Source organism: Mangrovicoccus sp. HB161399, assembly GCF_013184745.1.
Classification (GTDB): Bacteria; Pseudomonadota; Alphaproteobacteria; order Rhodobacterales; family Rhodobacteraceae; genus Mangrovicoccus.
In genome coordinates this window covers 76,894-95,003 of the sequence record NZ_JAATVU010000001.1, presented here as the reverse complement: position 1 = coordinate 95,003, position 18,110 = coordinate 76,894, and the positions used below count along the sequence as shown (strand labels likewise).

Below are 18,110 nucleotides of genomic sequence, written 5' to 3'. Positions count from 1 at the left end.
TTCGAGCCATTTGAGGGGAAGATTTACATGTCGCGCAAGGCAAGCCTAGCCGCTGCTGCCGCAGCCGCGATCCTGCTGCCGCTGGCCGCCTATCTGGCGCTGCCGCTGCTGCGCGACCGCAGCGTGACGGTCGGCAGCCTGATGAAGGAATACGGCTACGTGGAATTCTGGCCGCCCTCCAACCTGGTGGAGCCGGGTGACTGGGTCTGGGTGCGCGGCAAGGCTCCGCTGCAGCTGTCGCTGATCTGCGGCAGCCGTCCGGCGCTGGGATTTCCCGAGGATTTCGCGCCGCGGGCATCCGGCACCATGGATGCGGAGCTCCGCCGCCGCCTTGAAGGGTTACTCGACGTCTCGGCGGAGCTGCTGGCCTCGCTCAAGGCGGATCCGAAGCTGTCCTCGGTGGAGAGCCTGGTGCTCCGGCTGGAGAACGTGCGGCTGGAAGAAGTGGCCGACGATCAGGTGCGCGCAGCAGTGCTCAACCGGACGTCGGCCTGCCATGCGGCGATCCTCGGCCGGACCCGCGGCGGCTTCCCGGTTGCCATGGTCAGTTCCACGCTGGTGGCCGCCGCGGTCTACGAGGTCGGGTTCGAGCGCGGCGCCGGGGAAAGCGTGCGGCTGGCGGCGATGCGCGAGCTAGCGCTGAAATTCGACCTGCGCAGCAAGCTGGGCGACAGCGCGGAGCGCAGGCTGACCGGGCAAGGACTGGTCTGGGGCATCCGCGAGGATGCCTATCTGGCCGGGCTGGGCCTGGAGCTGCCGGATACCGGCTCGGCCGGGGACGGCGGCGGGGGCGGCAGCGGCGTTCTGGCGGATCTGGGGCCCGTCAGCGCGCTGGAGGCCGATCCGGCGCCGGAGCGGAAGGGCTTCGCCCCGGAGGAGACGCAAGTCCGGCTGGAGGTGGCGCCGCTGCGGCAGAGTTCGCCCAACGGCTGCTGGGCGACGGTGCATGCGATGATGCGGAACTGGCGCGACGGCACCGATCTGCCGGTCACCCGCAGCGTGGCCGCGCTCGGCCAGCCGTGGACGGACTACTACATAGAGGACAGCGGCCTGCCGGGCGGGCGGGAACTGGAATTCGTCGCTGCGGCGGGAATGGCCGCGAAGCCGCCCGCGAATTACATGCTCCTGGCCTTCCGTGACGACCTGCGCCGCTACGGCCCGCTCTGGGTGATCACCGGTGACGGGATCAGCTCGCATGCGCGGCTGCTGGTCGGGCTCTACGGCACCGACGAACGCGAGACCGCCGAGGCCTGTGGAATCACGGTCTTCGAGTTCATAGACCCGGCCAGCGGCAGCTTCGTCCATGAACCGGCGCTGGACTTCATGGCGCGGTTCGAACGCGAGGCGGCCTATGTCGCCGAACGCGATCCGGAGACCGGCCTGCGCTGGCAGATCCTGCACTGGCCCGGCTGAATCGCGCCGCTGCGGCGGCAGGCGGGCCGCGGGGTTGCCATGCGGCGCGGGATCGTCAGAAGGTGGCGCCAGCATATATGGGAGCGATAACATGACCGATCTTCGCTGGGGCATCCTCGGGGCGGCGAAATTTGCGCGCGAGCACATGGGGCCCGCCATCGCCATGGCGCCGGGGGGACAGCTCTGCGCGCTGGCGACCTCCGATCCGGCCAAGGCCGCACCGTTCCAGGTCTTCGCGCCGGGGCTGCAGGTGCATGGCAGCTACGACGCGCTGCTGGCCGATCCCGCGATCGACGCGGTCTATATCCCGCTGCCCAACAGCCTGCATGTCGAGTGGTCGCTGAAGGCGATGGAGGCGGGCAAGCACGTGCTGTGCGAGAAGCCGATGGCCATGCAGGCCGGTGAGTTCGACCGGCTGATCGCGGCGCGCGACAAGGCGGGCGTGCTGGCGGCCGAGGGCTACATGATCGTGCACCACCCGCAATGGCAGCGCGCGAAGGCGCTGATCGCCGAAGGCGCGCTGGGGGATCTGTGGCGGATCGACGGGGCGTTCAGCTTCAACAATCCCGACATGGCCAACATCCGCAACCAGGCGGCGACGGGCGGCGGCGGCATGCGGGACATCGGCGTCTACACGCTGGGCTGCGCGCGCTTCGCCACCGGCGAGGAGCCTGCCGAGATCGAGTCGCGCATCCGCTGGGAGAACGGCGTCGACACTTATGCCCGGGTCAACGCACGCTTCGGCGGGGCGGATTACAGCTGCTTCACCTCGATCCGGCTGTCGCCGCGCCAGGAGATGACCTTCCACGGCACGGAGGGCGTGCTGCGCCTGACCGTGCCGTTCAACGCCCGCGTCTTCGGCGAGCCGCAGCTGCAGCTGTCGCGCGGCATGGAAACGGTGGTGGAGCGCTTTCCGGCGGCTATGCAGTACGAGCTGCAGGTCGAGGCATTCAACCTCGCCGCGCGCGAGGGCACGCCCTATGCCTGCCCGCTGGAATTCTCGAAGGGCACGCAGGTGGCGATGGACGCCGCTTTCGCCGCCGACCGGCCGCTCTGAGCGGACGGGGAGGGCCGGGCCATGCCCGGCCCGGCGTCAGAGCTCGATGGCCGACATCACCGCGGGCTCGATCACCTCGACGCCCGGCAGCCCGACCCTCAGCTCCTCGGCGGACTGCGCCAGAAGCGGGAAGGTCTTGTAGTGGCAGGGGATCACGGTCTTGAAGTTGAAGAACCGCTTGGCCGCGTAGGCAGCGCGCTTCATGTCCATGGTGAAATGGCCGCCAGCGCAGAGCACGCCGATCTCGGGATGGTGCAGCGCCTCGACCAGTTCCATGTCCATGGTCACGTCCGTATCGCCGGAGACATAGACCCGGCGGCTGCCGTCATCGAGCACGAAGCCCGCCTCGCTGCCGACCGAGACCGGACCGCCATCGGAGGGCATGGTGGAGGAATGCACGGCATTGACCATGGTCACCTTGACCGAGCCGAGCGCCACCGTGCCGCCCTTGTTGAAGCCCACCGCCTTTATGCCGTCCTTGCCCTCGAGATAGCCCACGAGGTCGAAGATGCCGACGGCCGGGATGTCCAGCTCCTTCGCGATCGCCGCGACATCGTTCGCATGGTCGAAATGGCCGTGGGTCAGCAGGATATGCGTGGCGCCGGCGATGGCCTCGGCGCGCGCGCCCTCGGGGAACATCGGGTTGCCGGTGATCCAGGGATCGAGCAGCAGGACCTGGTCGCCGATCTCGATCCGGAAGCCGCTATGTCCCAGCCAGGTGAATTTCATGGGAGTCTCCCTTAGTTACTCACGGGGCAGACCCTAGTGCGGAGCGCGGGAAATGGAATGGACAAGACAGCTCGACGGCTATTGCGAGCGCATTGACGCATCGCTGTGGTCCGAGCCGGTCAACGCGGCGACCAACCTCGCCTTCCTTGCCGCCGCCTGGATCATGTGGCGGCGCTGCCGCGGGCACGGGCTGGCACAGGCGCCGCTCCTGATCGGGCTGCTGGCGGCGATCGGGGTCGGTTCCGGGCTGTTCCACACCTTCGCGGCGCAATGGGCGATGCTGGCCGACGTGATCCCGATCGGCTGCTTCATCCTGGCCTACATCTACACCGCCAACCGCAATTTCTGGCGGCTGCCGGTGCGCGCGGCCAAGCTCGGCACGATGCTGTTCATCCCCTATGCCTTCCTGGTCGCGCCGGTCTTCCAGGCGCTGCCTTTCTTCCGCATCTCGGCCGCCTACTGGCCGGTGCCGGTGCTGATCGCCGCCTACGCCGTCGCCCTGCGGACCCGCGCGCCCGAAACGGCGCGGGGGCTCGCGATCGGTGCCGGACTGCTGGTCATCTCGCTTGCCTTCCGCAGCCTCGACGGGGCGCTTTGCCCGTCATGGCCGCTGGGCACGCATTTCCTGTGGCACCTGCTGAACGCGGTGCTGCTGGGCTGGATGATCGAGGTCTACCGCCGACATTCCGCCGGAAAGCCGATGGCGCGGCGCGGCGTGCTGGCGCGGCCCTCCCGGGCGGGCAGGCCGTCGAATCGCGGCTAGAGCCGCGCCGGGCCGTGGGGGCGGGATCGGCTGCGGACACGGGCCGGTTGCCTGCCATGTGACCCATTTCGCGGCGATGCCCAAGGCATATCCGCAGCAGATCGGCGAGACGGCGGCTGCGCTCTTGCATGCGGCCATCCGGCTGCCCAGCATGCCGGGGACGGACCTGTGCCGGTCGGCGGAAAGACCGCCGCGGCGCCGAGAGGCGCGGAACAGGCCATGGAACGGCACCGCCGGGAAGGGGAGCGGCACGGCAAGGCGGGCGCTGGAAACGCGGGAAAGGCACCATGATGTGCGGCGGCGGCCGGTTTCCGGCCCCGGTCATGCCCGCCGCAGCGCCCTCCCGGCCTTGCAGCGGCGGGGGCGGGAGGCTAAAGCCTTCCCCGACCAGCCAGATGGAGTATGCATGTCGATCGACGAAGGCACCGCGGCCAAGGTGGCCAAGCTCGCCCGCATCAAGGTGGAGCCCGAAGAGCTCCCGCATCTTGCGGCGGAGTTCAACAATATCCTGGGCTTCATCGAGCAGCTCGGCGAGGTCGATGTCGAGGGCGTCGAGCCGATGGTCTCGGTGACGCCGATGCGGCTGAAGCGCCGCCAGGACGGGGTGACGGACGGCAACATGCAGGACAAGATCCTGTCGAACGCGCCGGATGCGCGCGAAGGGTTCTTTGCAGTGCCGAAGGTGGTCGAGTGATGGGCGAACTGACGAAACTGACGATTGCCGGCGCCCGCGACGCGCTGCGCAAGGGCGAGACGACTTCGGCCGAGCTGACCGAGGCCTGCCTGTCGGCCATCGAGGGCGCGGGCGCGCTCAACGCCTTCGTGCACCACACGCCCGAGATCGCCCGTGCGCAGGCCGCTGCCGCCGATGCCCGCATCAAGGCCGGCGGCGCGCCTGCCATGTGCGGCATTCCGCTGGGCATCAAGGACCTGTTCTGCACCAAGGGAGTGCCATCGCAGGCCGCCTCGCGGATCCTCGAGGGATTCACCCCGGAATACGAATCCACCGTGACCTCGAAGCTCTTCGATGCGGGCTCGGTCATGCTGGGCAAGCTGAACATGGACGAATTCGCCATGGGCTCGTCCAACGAGACCTCGGTCTACGGCAATGCCGTGAACCCGTGGAAGATCGCAGGCGACGGCAAATCGCTGACCCCCGGCGGGTCCTCGGGCGGCTCGGCCTCGGCCGTCGCGGCCGATCTCTGCCTTGCCGCGACCGGCACGGATACCGGCGGCTCGATCCGGCAGCCGGCGGCCTTCACCGGCACCACCGGCCTGAAGCCGACCTACGGGCGCTGCTCTCGCTGGGGCATCGTCGCCTTCGCCTCGTCGCTCGACCAGGCGGGTCCGATGACCAAGACCGTGCGCGACGCGGCGATCATGCTGGGCGCCATGGCGGGCCACGATCCGAAGGATTCGACCTCGGCCGATCTGGCGGTGCCGGATTTCGAGGCGATGATCACCGGCGACATCCGCGGCCAGAAGATCGGCATTCCGAAGGAATACCGCGTCGACGGCATGCGCGACGAGGTGGCCAAGCTCTGGGACGAGGGCGCGGCGATGCTGAAGGACGCGGGCGCCGAGATCGTCGACATCTCGCTGCCGCACACCAAATACGCGCTGCCGACCTATTACGTCATCGCACCGGCCGAGGCGTCCTCGAACCTCGCGCGCTATGACGGGGTGCGCTACGGCCACCGCGCCAGGCTGGCGCAGGGCGACGGCATCACCGAGATGTACGAGAAAACCCGCGCCGAAGGCTTCGGCCCCGAGGTGCAGCGCCGGATCATGGTCGGCACCTACGTGCTGTCCGCGGGCTTCTACGACGCCTACTACAACAAGGCGCGCAAGGTCCGGACCCTGATCAAGCGCGACTTCGAGCAGGCCTTTGCCTCTGGAATCGACGCGATCCTGACTCCGGCGACGCCGACCGCGGCCTTCGGCCTGGGCGAGATGGCCGAGGCCGATCCGGTGGAGATGTATCTCAACGACGTCTTCACGGTCACGGTGAACCTCGCCGGGCTGCCGGGCATCGCGGTGCCGACCGGCACCAATGCCGACGGGCTGCCGATGGGTCTGCAGCTGATCGGCAAGCCCTGGGAGGAAGGCGCGCTGCTGAACCAGGCGCAGGTCCTCGAGACCGCCGCGGGCTTCGCGGCCAAGCCGGAAAAGTGGTGGTGACATGAAAGCGGGCCTGGCTCTTCTCTACGCGGGGCTGGGCCTCGCCGGCTGTTCGGCCTGGCAGGGCGGCAGCACGGCGGTGGCGCCGATCGCGGTCGCTTCGCTGCAGCTCGAACCTTCGGTGCCGTCCGGCACTGCCGCGGTGGCCGCCGCGCCGCCCGAGGGAAGTACCGGCGCTTGGGGGGCGGCAGGCACGGCACCGGTCGCCCGGGTCAGCGGCGGCAGCTTCCCCGTGGTTCCGTCCGCAGTTGCCGAAGCTGCACTGCAGCCTTCCGTCCCCAACGGCCAGAGCAATGTCGCGCCGGTGGCGGCGGCAGGCTCGGTGGCGCTGGTTCCAGTGGCGGCCGGCGGCCTGGCGGAACCGCGCCCGGTGGCGCCGGCGCGCGGCGCCTCGTCCCGGCCCGCGGCGGCGAGCGATGCGTCGAACCCTGTGGGCTTCGCGCTCGCCACCTCGCATCCGGTCGGCCAGAAGGTCTATCCGCGCCGCGGCGCCGCGCCGGCCGCAGCCTGCGGCGGCTACGGCTCCGGCGTGTCGGCGCAGCAGGCCTTCCTGAAGGCGGGCGGGCCGCAATCCGACGGGCTCGGCCTCGATCCCGACGGCGACGGCTATGCCTGCAGCTTCGATCCGGAGCCCTACCGGCGTGCCGCAAGAGGGTGATCTCCCCGAGGCGGAGGGCGCGCTCTGGCACCCCTCGCCGAATTTCGGGCCGCGCCGCGAAGGCGCGCTGCCCGACATGGTCGTTCTGCACTACACCGCCATGCAGAGCGCGGAAGAGGCGCTGGAGCGGCTCTGTTCGCCCGAGCACGAGGTGTCCGCCCATTACCTGATCGGCGCCGGCGGCACCGTGTGGCAGCTGGTGCGCGAGGCCGACCGGGCCTGGCATGCCGGGCAGGGCGCCTGGGGGCGGGTGCGCGACGTCAATTCCCGTTCCATCGGCATCGAGCTCGACAACCGCGGCAGGGGCAGCTTCGCGGTGGCGCAGATGGAGGCGCTGGAGCGGCTGCTCGCGGGGATTCTCGCGCGCTGGAACATCCCGCCCGAGCGGGTGATCGGCCATCAGGACATGGCCCCCGAACGCAAGCAGGATCCGGGTCGGCATTTCCCCTGGCCGCGGCTGGCGCGGAAGGGCCTTGCGGTCTGGCCCGAGGGCCGGGCGGCCAAGGGGCGGTTCCTCGATTGCGCCCGCGCCTTCGGCTATCCCGACAGCGATCCCGGCTTGCTGCTGGCGGCGTTCCGCGCGCGGTTCCGGCCGATGGCGGCCGGGCGGCTCTGCGAGGAGGACCGCCGCGTGATGGCGGAGCTTGCGGCGCGCTTCCCCGTTGACGGCGGCACCGGGAGGGGCTAGCGGGGGCGCGCGCGGATGGCTGGATGACCGCGGGCTCCGCAAGGGGCGCGAGGAAAGTCCGGACTCCACGAAGCAACGGTGCCGGGTAACGCCCGGCGGGGGCAACCCCAGGGACAGCGCCACAGAGAACAGACCGCCGCGGTCCGCCGCGGCAAGGGTGAAACGGTGGGGCAAGAGCCCACCGCGGGACTGGCAACAGGACCGGCACGGCAAGCCCCACCGGGAGCAATGCCTAATAGGGGATCCGCATGGGCTGCTTCGGCCCCGAGATCCCGGGTTGGCAGCTTGAGCGCGTCGGCAACGGCGGGCCTAGAGGAATGGTCATCCAGGGGGGCAACCCCCGGACAGAATCCGGCTTACAGGCCATCCGCGCAACTTCCGTCGCGACAATCGCAGAGCGGCCGCGATCCAGCGGAGACGCCCCTTGCGGGGCGTCGTTCCCCTTGTCCCCGCGCCGGGCTCCGCCCTCTGCGGGTCGCCGCCGGTGGCGCAGCCGGGTCGAATAGGGCGGCGACGCGCGCGCGGCGGGCGCCGCTGCCGGGGGGATGGGTGCGGGGCGCGCCTGCCCCCGAGACGCCGCAATGTGCCGGGGCCATCGAGCGAAAGCACTGCGGGATGACGGATGCGAGGACCGGCGTGGTCCGAGCCGGGCGTGCAGTCCGGCCGCCTGGAGCCTCCATGTCCGGCGAGGCGACAGTCTGCGGGACCGGGTCCGGATGTCCGTGGCGGGTCCGTGGCGGGAGTGGTTGGCCGAAGCCTGGTGTTCGGGCGGGCTTTGGATCGCGCGAAAAGGAAGCGCTTGGCCATGAGGTCAGGCTGATCGTGCCCGGCATGTCCGGCCGATCGCGATGCGCCGGAAGACGGGGGCTACCGATGACGGAACGGAACGTGGCGCAGCACCCGGAGATGTGGTTCTTGCCGCCGGAGACCGGAGGGCCGTGCGGTGCTGGTCCGGGGGCGGGAACGAACCGAGCTGCAACGCATATGGCTGCTCCTGGCGGGAGCGGCGATGTGCGTCTGGCCGACGTTGCCCAACTGCAGCGGATCGCGGACCTGATCGGGGCGCCGGCCTGACACCTGCCGGAGTCCGCCATCGGGGAATGCCGGAATCTTGGCGCGCAGATTGCCGGCCGCGGAGCGCATAGGTGCGCAGATGGCGGGGCCGGAGCGCTTCGCCGCCGAACACCGTGGCTGCAGGCCATGTCCGGCGCCGGGCCGCTGGCGGCGCCTGCCATCGGGGCCGTCACTCCGGGCCGGGAGGCATTCCCGCGCGGGCGGGCCGTCGCAATCTGGCTCGGGCTGGCGTCAGGCTGCATGGCTCCGACGGGAAGGGGCGCCCCGGAAAGGATGCCGACGGCCGGACAGCGGGCGGCGCCTGATCATCCGTGCGACGGCGGGACCCGTCGGCAAGGGCGGCCCGAAGATCGTGCCGGGAGCCGGACGGGCCGCATGTCGGCGCGCAAGCCGATGCGCCCGGCCGGAAGCGCACCGGTCAGCAAAATGGCGCTGCAACTCCGGGCCATGCGGGCCGGCGGCTCGTGGCTGGACCGCACGCGGAGCCTGGAAGACCGCCGGATCCGATGGGAGCCGCTGCGGAAGCCGGCGTCAGGACGTGATAGCCCTTTGCCCGACTGAGGTCGGGCCACGCGTTCGGTCCGGGCGGTGCCGAAGGCGTTGACGCGGTTCATGAACGAGCGGCAAGTGCCATCGGTCCGAGCAAGGCCGCGAACGATGCGGGTCCTGATTTCCGCAGTTTGACGGTCCGGGCCCCTTGAGGCGATGCACTCGCCAAAGGGCTCGAGGCACCGCGTCCCGGCCTGGAACCGGCTGCCGGCTTTGCCGCCAGCCCAACTCTCTTTTCGGAGGGAGCCGGATCTTCGGCGCCAGTGCGCGGTGGAAGTCCGGTGAACGCGGCCGGGGTGCTTGCGGGAGCGCGCTGCGCTCCGGCGCCGCAGGACAGTCGTCCTGGCGGAGGCGGCGGTTCCTGCCGTTTGGGAGCGGCGGCATGATTGCGGCAGGACGGGGAAAGGCCGAGCGCCTTTGTCTCCGCCCGCCAGGATCGCTGCATGGCACTGCCGGCGCTGCTCCGGCGGCTGGTGCGTCCGCTGGCAACTCGCCGGCAAGGGCGCCGACTTCCTTGTCACCCGGGTTCTGGTCGAGAGGCTCGGGCAGAACCAGGCTGCCGCTCCCGCGGCCGGAGGCAAATGCCGCCGCCCGGATGTCCCCCTAACCGTGTTCATCGCCATTTGGATCTTGCGGGACTGGCGGCGCCGCTGGGACCGCGGTCCCTCCGCATTGTCCGGGGACCACGATGCCGGTGCTGTCCGCTGCCCGGCTGGGCATTGCGCCGCAATGTCCGAGAGGAGGCCGAAAGGCCGCGCGGGGCCTTGAGCCCGACGGGACGGGCGCTTCGCGGCGATCGTCCGGCGGACTTCCGCGGCCCCGCCGGGGGCACGGTCCGGTTGCGCTCCGGCGGCGGCAGGGCACGGAGTAGCCGCGCCGGCCGGTCGGGCCCGGCCTTTTCGTGGATGCGGGAGACCTTGCCGCGCCGCCGTCGCCCATCGGACTCGAACCGATGAGGCGCCGACGGGCAATTCGTTCGGACCTGCGGCGTTCCCATGGCTCGATCTGGCGCAGCGGCAGGTGGCCGAGGTCGTCCATCATCGGGCAGAACTGGATGGCAGCGCCGGAGAAGGCAGGCGGGCACCCCGGCCTGCCGCCTTTCCCGGCGGAGCCAGAGCACCAGCTTCCCGCGCCCCATCAGGGCGTCATAACATGATGACCAGCTGGCAGTGCGGTGGCGGCAGGCTCGGGCTTCGTCATGGCAGGGTCTCGACCCGCAGGGCGCGAAACGCGCATCCCGCCCCCTTGCGAACTCCGCAACAAGGCCCGTTCGGTCCCGCATGCATCCGGACTGAAAGCCACTGCAAGACCCGCTGTCACCGGGAGACGCGGCTTGCTCACTTGCCGATGGCGATGCCCTCGCGGCGGGGATCGGCGCCGCCGAGCAGCCCGTCGGGGGTGATCCCGATGGCGTGGATGCCGGAATTCAGCTCGGCCAGGCCGGTCTCGAATCCGAGGTCCCCCAGCGGACCGGCCAGCTGCTCGGCCGGGGTGCCCGCCTCGATGTCGTACTTGCCGAATCGGTTGACCAGATGCGGCGCGGCGGCGGCCTGCTGCGGGTCCATCCCCCAGTCGATCACGTCGATCACGTTCTGCGCGACATAGCCGATGATCCGGCTGCCGCCCGGCGAGCCGGTGACGTAGAGCGGCTTGCCGTCCTTCATCACGATGGTCGGCGCCATCGAGCTGCGCGGCCGCTTGCCCGGCTCCACCCGGTTGGCGATCGGCAGGCCGTCGTCATGGGTGCGGAAGGAGAAATCCGTCAGCTCGTTGTTCAGCAGGAACCCGCCCGGCGCCATCAGCCGCGAGCCGAAGCCGTTCTCGATCGTGGTCGTCATGCTGAGCGCGTTGCCGTACTGGTCGACGATGGAGATGTGCGAGGTCGAGGGCAGCTCGATGCTGTCGTCGTCGCCCCAGAGCATCGCGTGGTCGAAGACCGGCCGGCCGGGCGAGACCTCTGGCAGGGCGGCCTCGGTTCCGGCCAGCAGGTCGGCGCGGCTGCGCAGGTATTCCGGATCGGTCAGCCCGGCGGTCGGCATCGGCACGAAATCGCTGTCGGCCATGTAGCGGCCGCGGTCGGCGAAGGCGAGCCGGGAGGCATCGCCGATCAGCCGCCAGGCGCGCGGGTTGCCCGGACCCATCGCCCTGAGGTCGAAATTCTCCAGCATGCCGAGGATCTGGCCGACGGTCAGCGCGCCCGAGCTGGGCGGACCCATGCCGCAGACCTCTGCGCTGCGGTAGGGCACGCAGACCGCCGCGCGCTCCTTGACCTTGTAGACCGCCAGGTCGTCGAGCGAGAGAACGCCGGGATTGCCCTCCGCGCCGCGCACGGTGTCGACGATGCCCTGCGCCACCGGGCCCTTGTAGAAGGCGTCCGGCCCGCCCGCCGCCAGCGCGCGCAGCGTCCGGGCATAGGCCGGGTTGGCCAGCCGTCCGCCTGCCTGCAGCGGCTTGCCGCCGGGCAGGAAATAGGCGGCGGTGGCCGGGAAGCGCGACAGCCGTTCGGCATCCTCCGCCACCAGCGCGGCGAGGCGCGGCGAGACCGAGAATCCCTGGTCGGCAAGGTTGATCGCCTCGAGGAACAGCCCCGGCCATTCCTTCTTGCCCCAGCGGGCATGGGCGGCCTTCATCAGCGCGGGCGTGCCCGGCGTGCCGACCGACCGGCCGCCGACCACGGCATCGTAGAATTTCAGCGGTTCGCCCGCCTCGTCCTGGAACAGCTGCGGCGTGGCCTCCATCGGCGCGGTCTCGCGCCCGTCCAGCGTCGTCACCGTGCCGGTGGCGGCATCGTACCAGACCAGGAAGGCGCCGCCGCCCAGCCCCGAGCTCTGCGGCTCGACGAGCCCCAGCACCGCCTGGGCTGCGATCATCGCATCCGCGGCCGTTCCGCCCGATTCCAGCATCTTCGCCCCGGCCTGCACGGCCAGCGGGTTGGCGGCGGCGATCATCCAGGACTTGGCCGAGACCGGCTTGCCGGAGTCCTTGGCGGCCAGCGCGGCCTTGCCGTCCGCGGTCAGCCCGGCAAAGGCGGCGGCCGGGGCCGCGGATTCCGGCGCCACGGCATCCGCCGCCTGCTGGGCGGAGGCGGCGAAGGCGGCGAGGATGAGCACGGCGGCGCCGCCGAAAGCCCTGAGCGTCATTGGTCACGGATCTCCCTGTTCCTGTTGACAGAGGGCAGCATTTTGCGGCCTCCTCCGCAAGAGACAGGTTTTTGAAAATTCCCCGCTTGACTCCGGCGGGCGCCTAGTCCATTTGCGGGCCTCAGCTTTTCAAGGTGCAGGCCCTGCGCCCGCACCCCCGAAGGAGACATGACATGGCGAAGCCGACCACTATCAAGATCCGCCTGAACTCCAGCGCGGGGACCGGGCATTTCTACGTCACGAAGAAAAACGCCCGTACCATGACCGAGAAAATGGTCATCAAGAAGTACGACCCCGTCGCGCGCAAGCACGTGGAGTACAAGGAAGGCAAGATCAAGTAAGATCGCCTTTCCCGCTGGATGACAGGGCCGTACCTTCGGGTGCGGCTTTTGTCGTTTGGAGGAACCGGAACATGGCAGTCACCGGCGTGCTGCGGCCCGCGCGGCCCGATGACCTCGCGGCGCTGGATGCGCTGCTGGCGGAAAGCTATCCGCGGCTGCTGCGCGCGGACTATCCGCCCTCGGTGATGGTGCTGGCGCTGCCGCTGATCGCGCGGGCCCAGCCGAAGCTCCTGGCCTGCGGCACCTACCATGTCGTCGAGCATCGCGGCCGCCTGATCGGCGCGGGCGGCTGGACGCCGCGCGGGCGCGATCCGGGGCGGGCGGATATCCGCCATGTCGCCGTCGACTGGCGCTTCGTCCGGCAGGGCGTGGCCGGAGCGATCCTGCGCCATGCGCTGTCCGAGGCGCGGGCAGCCGGGGTCGCCGAAATGCGCTGCGAGGCAACGCGGACGGCCGTGCCGTTCTACCGCGCGATGGGTTTCCGCGACCTCGGCGAGGTCGCGATTCCGCTGGCGCCGGGTGTCGAGTTCCCGGCGGTGCGCATGGTGCGGATGCTGTGAGGGCATGTCCGGCCGCGCGTCGCGTGGTCCGCGGCCGGCCGGGCGGGGGCGTTCCTAGGCGGGAGCGAAGGAAATCGTACCGTCGTGCTCCACCGTGAGGATGAGATCTCCCGCGCTGCCGGAGTAGAGGAGTTCGGGATTTTCCGACGTCTTGATCATGCCCATGATCTGGCTCTGGCCGCTGTCCCAGAAGCTGTAGGTATGCCTCGCCGTGTAGATCACGTTCGCCTGGAGGAAGACCGGCAGGTTCTTGGAGTCGTCGAGGGTGTTGATCTCGATGTTGTAGTCGGGCTTCCGGCTGTCGGTCGGGCCGATGAAATAGGTGTCCCTCTTTTCTGCCGGATTTGCGGTGAGAATGCTTCTCTTCGAGTCGTTTATCAGATTCGCGATATGATAGGTCATGCTGGGCTCTGTCTTGGTGTGGAATGCAGTTTTCCGTCCGGCAGGGCGGCGCCGGGCAGGGCAGGTTGCGCGCGCGGCGGAGTGCGCCGCGCCAGCAGGGGCCGGACAACCGCACTGGCAGCCGGATCGGCCCGCATCCGCAACGTCATGGCCCCCGGGCCCGGATCCGCATGCGGACCGGGCCGCCGTCGGTGCATGGCCACATGCACGTCGGGAAGGGACGTCCCTTCTGCCGCATCGAGGTCGGAGGGAGAGGACGCGCGGGGATTGGATCAACACGGATGGACGGGACCCGCGACGGGCTCCGAACGGTCCTTTACATGCTGCATCTGCCAATCTGCCAGATGAGCCGGAGGTCACGCAGTGCGGAACGGCGCCGGACAGTCTTTCCTCGGGGCCTGGAACCCCTCAATCCGGCATGTTCGGAAATTGTGCACTTTCGAAACGCAATGACAAGATGATTCATCCGGCGTGCCCGCCTTTGTTGCGGGCGCCGGGCAACGGCCGCCCGGGCCGCGCCGGGTTTAGCTGCCGCCCTGGAGACCGGCGATCACCTTGGCCATCGCGTCGCGGAACCGCACCCGCTCCTCCGGCGGCAGGGCCGCGAGCGCCTGCGCGTTGACCGCCTCGGCCGCGGCAACGGCGGGCGCCTCCAGAGCGCGGCCCTTCTCGGTCAGCCAGACCCGCTGCAGCCGCCCGTCATGCTCGTCCCGCAGCCGCTTCACCAGGCCGTCGCGCTCCATCCGCGACAGCGTGTTGGCCATGGTCGCCTGCTCGATGTCGAGCCGCGCCACCAGCTCGCGCTGGCTCAGCCCGTCCTCCGCCCAGAGCTCCAGCATCGCCGGGAAGGTCCCCGGGCTCAGCCCCAGCGGCTTGATCCGCGCATGGATCGCCCGGGCGAACAGCCGGGCAAGATGGTTGGCCAGATAGCCGGCCGAGGCTTTGCGGTCGAAGGACATCCCGCTTCCTCGCATTACATAGCAGGCTATGCAATAGCTCCATAGCATGCTATCCAATATCCGCGACTCGCCGGAGCCGGCCCGGCGGGCGCGTTCGGAAACATAGCAAGCTAAGGAATGTCCCGATGACCCCGAAAACTGCCCTGGGCACGCTCGCCCTGTCGCTGCTGCCCGCCGCCGGCCAAGCGGAGGTGACGCTGATCAACGTCTTCGAAGTCCCTGCCGGAAAGCGGGACAGCGTGATCGAGGCCTGGGAGGCCGCCCGCGATTTCCTGAAGGAACAGCCGGGCTACGTCTCCACCGCGCTGCACGGCGCGCTGGGAGAGGGAGCCGATTTCCCGCTGGTGAACATCGCCACCTGGGAAAGCCCGGAGAGCTTCGCCGCCGCTACCCGCGCGATGCAGGAGGCGCGGGTCTTCCCACAGATCGAAGGCGTGCGCATCCATCCGGCGCTCTACCAGGTGATCCGCGGCAACTGATCGCTGGCCGGGCGATGCCTGTGGGGTAGAAAAATCCGTCCGTCCCGGCGAGGATCGGGGCGGACACGAGAGGAGGGCGGAGATGCGGCCCGTGCCGAACCGAGACAAGCTGCACATTGCCGGGTTCCCGGCCTGGCCGCTGGTGACCGCGCTGCTCTTCTTGGCAGCATCGCTGACACCGTCCATGATCCCGAGAAGCTGGATCGTGCAGGGCGCGCTTTCGGGCGCGCTCATGGGGCTGGGCTACCTGATCGGCCGCTTCCTGCTGCTGGTCTGGCGCAGCCTCGGGCTGACCGCGCTGCCCGGGCGCACCGCCTGGGCGATCCTCGACGCGGCGCTTCTGGCCGCGCTCGCCGTGGCGGGCTACGCGCTCTGGCAGCACGGCATCTGGCAGGACGACGTGCGGCTGCGCATGGACATGTCCCCCGCCGAAAGCGCGCACCTGCTGCGCATCGTCGGCCTCGCGGCGGGCATCTTCCTGGTGCTGATGCTGCTCGGCCTCGCCGTGCAGCGGGTCTTCGACATGGCGCGCCGCCGCCTGACCCATGTCATGCCGCAGGGCGCCGCCAACGTGCTGGGCCTGCTGATCGTCGTGCTGGCGATGTTCTTCCTGACCCGCGACGGGCTGGTGGACCGGCTGGTCGCGGTGATGGACGAATCCTTCGAGACTGCGCAGCGGCTGTTCGATCCCGAGCGGCCCGCGCCGGAGGACCCGATGAAGACCGGCAGCGCCGAGTCCCTGGTCTCCTGGGGCGCGCTCGGCAAGCCGGGGCGGAATTTCATCGCGGATGGCGTCGATGCCGCGCGGATCAGCGGATTCACGGGCCGTCCCGCCAAGGAGCCGATCCGCGTCTATGTCGGCCGCGCGCAGAATGACGACCCCGAGATCCGCGCCCGCATCGCGCTGTCCGAGCTGATCCGGCAGGGCGCCTTCGAGCGCAAGATCCTCATCGTCGCCAGCCCCACCGGCACCGGCTGGCTCGATCCCGGCTCCTTCGACGCTGTCGAGATGATGCATGACGGCGACACGGCCTCGGTCGCGGTGCAGTATTCCTTCATGCAGTCGCCCGCCGCGCTGATCTTCGAGACCCGGTCCGGCCTCGACCAGGCGGAGGCCACGATCCGGGTGATCCACGACTACTGGCGTGACCTGCCGCCCGTCAGCCGTCCGAAATTCTACATCCACGGGCTGAGCCTCGGCGCCTGGTCCTCGATGTACGGCGTCAACGGATTCCGCATGGCGAACGACCCGATTTCGGGCGCCTTCTGGGCCGGTCCGCCCTTCCCGTCGGACCTGTGGAACCGCGCCACGCGCAACCGCGACGAGGGCAGCCCCGAGATCCTGCCGGTGCTGGCCGACGGCGAGGCGGTGCGCTTCATGTCCCACTACGGCGGTCTCGACCGCGACTACGCGCCCTGGCGGAACCTGCGGGTGATCTTCCTGCAGTATTCCACCGACGCGATCGTGTTCTACGACCCGGCCTCCACCTGGCGGCCCTCGGACTGGATGCGCGAGCCGCTGGCGCCCGACGTCTCGCCCAATTTCCGCTTCATCCCCGTGGTGACGCAGTTCCAGATGGCGATGGACATGGCGATCGCGATGTCGGTGCCGGGCGGCCACGGCCATGCCTATTACCTGCCGGACTACGTGCTGGCCTGGGCCGAGCTGACCGAACCGGCGAACTGGAGCCCCGGGGAAAGCGCGCGGCTGACCGCCTTCTGCGACGCGGAGGTGCAGCAGGGGTGCGCCGCGCGCTGATCTGGACCGCCGGGGTCCTGGCCGTGCTGGTGCTGCTGGCCGGGGCCAACACGCTGCGCAACCGCGCCGGGATCGCCTTCGAGTCCGGCACGCTGCAGGACCGCATCGCCCGGCTGGCGCCCGCAGCGCATTTCATGCCGGACGGGCAGGGCGCGCCGCATCCGGTGGCGATCCTGCTTTCGGGCTGCGACGGGGTGCACGACAACATGTACTGGTGGGCCGAGGAGCTTGCAGGGCTGGGCTATGCCGGCCTCATCCTCGACAGCCACGGGCCGCGCGGGCTCGACAAGCTGGAAAGCTGGCGGCTGGTCTGTGCCGGGCAGGTTCTGCCCGGGGCGGAGCGGGCGGGCGACCTGGTGGCGGCGCTGGAGGCGGTTCGGGCCGATCCGGCGCTCGACGGGGACAACGTGCTGCTCTTCGGCGCCTCGCATGGCGGCTGGACGGCGATGGAGGCGCTGGCCGACTTGATGGCGCCCGCGCTGCCTGCGGGGATCAAGGCCTGGGAGACGCCGCCGGCGGAGCTTCTGGCGGGGATCCGCGGCGCGGTGCTGCTCTATCCTTATTGCGGGGCCCTGAACGGGTCGGCGCGGAGCCCGTGGGACTCCGCGCCGCCTGTGCTGATGATCCTCGGGGGACACGACACCATCATCAGCACGCCGGCCTGCCGGAAGCTGGCCGGGTCTCTTGCCGGGCAGGGCGCCCGGATTTCGGTCCGCGAATTCGCGGAGGCCGATCACGGGTTCGACCAGCGGGAGAAATCCTTCCTGTCCTCGCTGGTCTTCGATGCCGGGCTGCGCGACCGCGCCCGGGAAGAGGTCGGGGCCTTCCTCGCCGGGCTTCCCGGCCGTTCCAGGTAGGAGGCGGGCTCCTCGGTAGAAGGCCAAATCGCCCTCCGGCAACCGGGCCGTGGCATCCCCAAAACGAGGGTCCCGCTGCCGCGGCCCGGAACTTGGGCCGCGTTCCCGCGGTCACCGGCACGGGTCATGATCATCGCCGGAAGCTCTGCCCGCTCGGCTGCGCATCGGCCGTTGGCCATGATCCGGCTGCCCGCGCTGCTGCCGGAGTCCCGGACGGCATTCTCGCCTGTGCGGCCACAGCGCAGCGCGTTCGCGCCGCCCGGAAGGACGGCGCCGCCGCCAGTATTGCCGGACATGGTGCCGTCCGCGCCGCCGCCTTCCGGCAGGCTGCCATCGCCAACGAAGCCCGCGTCGGCTGCCTCGGGGCGCCGCTCGCCGATATGCTTGAAGGACTGGTCGCGGATCAGCCACCGGACGGCGCCGGCGGGGCTGTCCCCGGTTCCGCGCGGGGGCGCCGGCAATCCGATGCGGCCCCTGCCGCCCTGCAGCGGGTCCAAGCCG

General features: G+C 70.2%; 16 protein-coding genes and 1 other RNA gene. 13 read left to right on the top strand and 4 right to left on the bottom strand.

The genetic code is table 11. The features are described 5' to 3' along the window. The first annotated feature begins 27 nt into the window (after window positions 1–27). Window positions 28–1,413 (top strand): papain-like cysteine protease family protein, encoded by a 1,386-nt coding sequence (locus HCC78_RS00440; RefSeq protein WP_172326762.1) that lies wholly within the window; start codon window positions 28–30, stop codon window positions 1,411–1,413. Between the two features lie 91 nt (window positions 1,414–1,504). Then, entirely contained in the window at window positions 1,505–2,470 is a 966-nt protein-coding gene (locus tag HCC78_RS00435; protein ID WP_172326761.1) for a Gfo/Idh/MocA family protein, read from the top strand. A gap of 36 nt (window positions 2,471–2,506) precedes the next feature. Here HCC78_RS00435 and HCC78_RS00430 read toward each other — a convergent pair whose 3' ends face one another. Continuing rightward, entirely contained in the window at window positions 2,507–3,199 is a 693-nt protein-coding gene (locus tag HCC78_RS00430) for a metal-dependent hydrolase (RefSeq protein WP_172326760.1), read from the bottom strand. Between the two features lie 52 nt (window positions 3,200–3,251). On the opposite strand from HCC78_RS00430, the gene HCC78_RS00425 reads away from it, so the two are divergent. The 6 genes from HCC78_RS00425 (at window position 3,252) to rnpB (ending at window position 7,864) form a co-directional block, all read left to right on the top strand. Then, window positions 3,252–3,962 carry a ceramidase domain-containing protein gene (locus HCC78_RS00425; protein WP_172326759.1) on the top strand — a complete coding sequence of 237 codons (711 nt, stop codon included), beginning with the start codon at window positions 3,252–3,254 and terminating at the stop codon, window positions 3,960–3,962. 406 nt (window positions 3,963–4,368) lie between these two features. Beyond that, a complete protein-coding gene (gene gatC, locus HCC78_RS00420) occupies window positions 4,369–4,656 on the top strand; it encodes an Asp-tRNA(Asn)/Glu-tRNA(Gln) amidotransferase subunit GatC (RefSeq protein WP_172326758.1) in 288 nt (95 codons plus the stop codon). Then, entirely contained in the window at window positions 4,656–6,143 is a 1,488-nt protein-coding gene (gatA, locus tag HCC78_RS00415) for an Asp-tRNA(Asn)/Glu-tRNA(Gln) amidotransferase subunit GatA (protein WP_172326757.1), read from the top strand. The genes gatC and gatA overlap by 1 nt, the downstream gene beginning before the upstream one ends. A 1-nt stretch (window position 6,144) precedes the next feature. Next, a complete protein-coding gene (locus tag HCC78_RS00410) occupies window positions 6,145–6,801 on the top strand; it encodes a hypothetical protein (protein ID WP_172326756.1) in 657 nt (218 codons plus the stop codon). A gap of 76 nt (window positions 6,802–6,877) precedes the next feature. Then, complete coding sequence (locus HCC78_RS00405; protein ID WP_253948984.1) at window positions 6,878–7,489, top strand: N-acetylmuramoyl-L-alanine amidase; 612 nt, start codon at window positions 6,878–6,880, stop codon at window positions 7,487–7,489. Window positions 7,490–7,500: 11 nt separating this feature from the next. Beyond that, window positions 7,501–7,864, top strand: an RNA gene (gene rnpB, locus HCC78_RS00400) — RNase P RNA component class A. Window positions 7,865–10,449: 2,585 nt separating this feature from the next. Here rnpB and ggt read toward each other — a convergent pair. Further along, the gene (gene ggt, locus HCC78_RS00395) at window positions 10,450–12,252 is read right to left on the bottom strand and encodes a gamma-glutamyltransferase (RefSeq protein WP_172326754.1); all 1,803 of its coding nucleotides are present in this window, start codon (window positions 12,250–12,252) and stop codon (window positions 10,450–10,452) included. Between the two features lie 173 nt (window positions 12,253–12,425). On the opposite strand from ggt, the gene rpmG reads away from it, so the two are divergent. Continuing rightward, entirely contained in the window at window positions 12,426–12,593 is a 168-nt protein-coding gene (gene rpmG, locus HCC78_RS00390; protein WP_007119221.1) for a 50S ribosomal protein L33, read from the top strand. A 71-nt stretch (window positions 12,594–12,664) separates the two neighbouring features. Further along, a complete protein-coding gene (locus HCC78_RS00385) occupies window positions 12,665–13,153 on the top strand; it encodes a GNAT family N-acetyltransferase (protein ID WP_172326753.1) in 489 nt (162 codons plus the stop codon). 54 nt (window positions 13,154–13,207) lie between these two features. Here the strand turns inward: HCC78_RS00385 and HCC78_RS00380 are convergent, their stop codons facing one another. Beyond that, on the bottom strand, window positions 13,208–13,555 hold the full coding sequence (locus HCC78_RS00380; RefSeq protein ID WP_172326752.1) for a hypothetical protein: 348 nt from the start codon (window positions 13,553–13,555) through the stop codon (window positions 13,208–13,210). 524 nt (window positions 13,556–14,079) lie between these two features. Next, window positions 14,080–14,514 carry a MarR family winged helix-turn-helix transcriptional regulator gene (locus tag HCC78_RS00375; protein WP_172326751.1) on the bottom strand — a complete coding sequence of 145 codons (435 nt, stop codon included), beginning with the start codon at window positions 14,512–14,514 and terminating at the stop codon, window positions 14,080–14,082. Window positions 14,515–14,639: 125 nt separating this feature from the next. On the opposite strand from HCC78_RS00375, the gene HCC78_RS00370 reads away from it, so the two are divergent. The 3 genes from HCC78_RS00370 to HCC78_RS00360 all read left to right on the top strand — a co-directional run bounded on the left by HCC78_RS00370 (window position 14,640) and on the right by HCC78_RS00360 (window position 17,609). After that, on the top strand, window positions 14,640–14,993 hold the full coding sequence (locus HCC78_RS00370) for an antibiotic biosynthesis monooxygenase (RefSeq protein ID WP_172326750.1): 354 nt from the start codon (window positions 14,640–14,642) through the stop codon (window positions 14,991–14,993). A 91-nt stretch (window positions 14,994–15,084) separates the two neighbouring features. After that, window positions 15,085–16,752: an alpha/beta hydrolase gene (locus HCC78_RS00365; RefSeq protein WP_371743748.1), complete on the top strand. Its 1,668-nt coding sequence runs from the start codon at window positions 15,085–15,087 to the stop codon at window positions 16,750–16,752. Next, the gene (locus HCC78_RS00360) at window positions 16,737–17,609 is read left to right on the top strand and encodes a dienelactone hydrolase family protein (protein ID WP_172326748.1); all 873 of its coding nucleotides are present in this window, start codon (window positions 16,737–16,739) and stop codon (window positions 17,607–17,609) included. Before HCC78_RS00365 ends, HCC78_RS00360 begins: the two co-directional genes overlap by 16 nt. Window positions 17,610–18,110 lie beyond the last annotated feature (501 nt).

Coding starts and splice junctions, on each gene's coding strand:
- HCC78_RS00385 (WP_172326753.1), top strand. CDS start 12,665: ATGGCAGTCACCGGCGTGCTGCGGCCCGCGCGGCCCGATGACCTCGCG.
- HCC78_RS00375 (WP_172326751.1), bottom strand. CDS start 14,514: ATGTCCTTCGACCGCAAAGCCTCGGCCGGCTATCTGGCCAACCATCTT.
- rpmG (WP_007119221.1), top strand. CDS start 12,426: ATGGCGAAGCCGACCACTATCAAGATCCGCCTGAACTCCAGCGCGGGG.
- HCC78_RS00380 (WP_172326752.1), bottom strand. CDS start 13,555: ATGACCTATCATATCGCGAATCTGATAAACGACTCGAAGAGAAGCATT.
- HCC78_RS00430 (WP_172326760.1), bottom strand. CDS start 3,199: ATGAAATTCACCTGGCTGGGACATAGCGGCTTCCGGATCGAGATCGGC.
- HCC78_RS00425 (WP_172326759.1), top strand. CDS start 3,252: ATGGAATGGACAAGACAGCTCGACGGCTATTGCGAGCGCATTGACGCA.
- HCC78_RS00440 (WP_172326762.1), top strand. CDS start 28: ATGTCGCGCAAGGCAAGCCTAGCCGCTGCTGCCGCAGCCGCGATCCTG.
- HCC78_RS00410 (WP_172326756.1), top strand. CDS start 6,145: ATGAAAGCGGGCCTGGCTCTTCTCTACGCGGGGCTGGGCCTCGCCGGC.
- gatC (WP_172326758.1), top strand. CDS start 4,369: ATGTCGATCGACGAAGGCACCGCGGCCAAGGTGGCCAAGCTCGCCCGC.
- HCC78_RS00370 (WP_172326750.1), top strand. CDS start 14,640: ATGACCCCGAAAACTGCCCTGGGCACGCTCGCCCTGTCGCTGCTGCCC.
- HCC78_RS00435 (WP_172326761.1), top strand. CDS start 1,505: ATGACCGATCTTCGCTGGGGCATCCTCGGGGCGGCGAAATTTGCGCGC.
- ggt (WP_172326754.1), bottom strand. CDS start 12,252: ATGACGCTCAGGGCTTTCGGCGGCGCCGCCGTGCTCATCCTCGCCGCC.
- HCC78_RS00405 (WP_253948984.1), top strand. CDS start 6,878: ATGGTCGTTCTGCACTACACCGCCATGCAGAGCGCGGAAGAGGCGCTG.
- gatA (WP_172326757.1), top strand. CDS start 4,656: ATGGGCGAACTGACGAAACTGACGATTGCCGGCGCCCGCGACGCGCTG.